The organism is Methylobacterium variabile (genome assembly GCF_001043975.1).
Lineage (GTDB): Bacteria > Pseudomonadota > Alphaproteobacteria > Rhizobiales > Beijerinckiaceae > Methylobacterium > Methylobacterium variabile.
In genome coordinates this window covers 1-1,986 of the sequence record NZ_LABY01000355.1, presented here as the reverse complement: position 1 = coordinate 1,986, position 1,986 = coordinate 1, and the positions used below count along the sequence as shown (strand labels likewise).

Genomic DNA, 1,986 nt, shown 5'->3' with positions numbered 1-1,986 from the left:
CGCCTACTGCGAGTGCGTCCTCCTGTTCGAGGCGGGCCGTACCCCGCCGTCCTGCGAGCAGCGTGCCGCGCTCCGCGGGACTCTCGTGGCGGCTGGGGAGGCGCTGGGGGCGGAGTTGCGGGCGCTGGCGGACTGGCTGGGACTGGCGGACGTGGATGGGATGGCGCCGCTTCACGGGCCGCCCAGGGGCTGAGGATCGAAGCCTGTCCGCGCGACCACCGGCGTGGAGGAGCGCTCGTTCGCCCCACGCGACGAACGATCGAGGTCGACCCGGTCCGGACGCTCGCGGTGCGCGCCGGACATGTCCCGTCGCGAGCATCATCCAACGCGCGGCACCGGCGACCCGTGGCCGTTCCGGATGGGGACAGAAGCGGGCCGCGTCGGCTCCGTGGCGGTGCCGTGGCTGCGACCGCGGGGAATGGCGCATGCGCCGCTTCGCCGTCAGACCGACTCACGGGCTGGCAAGACAGGGCGTGGCCATCGCTCTCAGTATTCGTCGTCGAGGGCGCGATACCTTCACAAAAAATTTTTCGGCCCATAATACCTCGTGACCGCTACCGATGGTGAGGCGCGACTCGGCTACGGCTTGTCTGGGAGGCCGCTGGGTCAAGGTGGACACTCGATCATGGTGAATAATCTGGCAAAATCCGGATTGTTGACTGGATAGCCTCGATCCGTCCAGGCTCCCGACAAGGCGCGGTTTCGCAAATCGAAGGCATGGCGATGACTTTCCAGTTCCAGACGACGGAGTTGAACGCGCATTACGACGCGGTCTACGACGCGACGGAGCGCCGCTGGCGTGAGATCTGCGCCCTCGACAAGGCGAACCACATCGTTGCGTTGCTGGGAGAGCGCGCGTCGCAGGTCGGCAGCGTGCTCGAAGTGGGCTGCGGCACGGGCGACGTCGTCGCGCGGCTGAGCAAGCTGGGGCTCGGCAAGACCTTCGTCGGCGTCGACGTGATCGATCCCGGCATGAACAACGACCATGTCCGCGACCAGGACAACCTGTCCTTCGTCCGGCAGACGGGGCCCCATCTGCCGTTCGAGGACGGCTCGTTCGACCTCGTCTTCGCCAGCCACGTGCTCGAGCACGTCGAGGACGAGCGCGCCTTCCTCAAGGAGATCGCCCGCGTCAGCCGCCGGTACATGTATCTCGAAGTGCCCTGCGAGCTGCATGCCCGGACCCGTTACAGCGACCTCCAGGCCTCCCTCGATATCGGCCACATCAACGCCTACACGCCCGAGTCCTTCTCGCTGACCTTGGCGACCTCCGGGCTGGACGTGCTCGACCTGCGCTGCTTCGACCACAGCGTGGCGGTGCACGCGTTCCACACCTCGACGCTGAAGGGATACCTGAAGCGAGCCCTGCGTTCGACGCTCCTGAGCGTGAGCGAGAACCTCGCCCCAAAAGTCTTCACCTATCATTGCGGCGCCCTCTGCACGCCTCCGAAGCGGGACGTTGAGGGCACGATCCGTCACGATTGATTCGGCACGGATGTCGAACGATGTGCGGGCAGGCTGTCCGGACTGGACATGGCCGCCCGCGTGCATTTTTCGATGCAAGTTTTGAAATCTACTGCGACTTATTCATCATACGCGCTGGCCGCGTGGCCCGATGGCTGTTCACGATGTTTGAACTCCACCCGCCACAGGTTGCACTCGGCAGCCACGCGCGGCGTGCCGAGTTCCATACGCCAAGCTTAGGCGAAGCCAGCCAGCGAGCCGGATCGAAAGTCCGCCGCTGGCGCACAGGTGCGACAGGTCTATCGCTCGCAAAGCATCAGCGACAGGTATCGCAGGGTCAACCAGATCAAGTTTGCTTCAGCGGTTGCCAGTTCGGAACCTTCAACGCGGCCCGAAGCGAGAACGGAAGGCAGACGTCGCCCTGGCCGGGCCCCAGAGCGCCCGCCCCCTCAACTCACCTCCACCTGCACCACCCCGGGCACCGCCCTGAGCGCCCCCGCGATCTGCGGCGTCGCCTGGTAC

The 1,986-nt window shown here is 65.9% G+C and carries 2 protein-coding genes; both read left to right on the top strand.

Annotated elements, in window-relative coordinates:
- A partial coding sequence (locus tag VQ02_RS38875; RefSeq protein ID WP_048448480.1) for a hypothetical protein occupies window positions 1-193 on the top strand: 193 nt, incomplete at its 5' end.
- Window positions 194-723: 530 nt separating this feature from the next.
- Window positions 724-1,485 (top strand): class I SAM-dependent methyltransferase, encoded by a 762-nt coding sequence (locus VQ02_RS32885; protein ID WP_048448481.1) that lies wholly within the window; start codon window positions 724-726, stop codon window positions 1,483-1,485.
- Window positions 1,486-1,986: the final 501 nt, after the last annotated feature.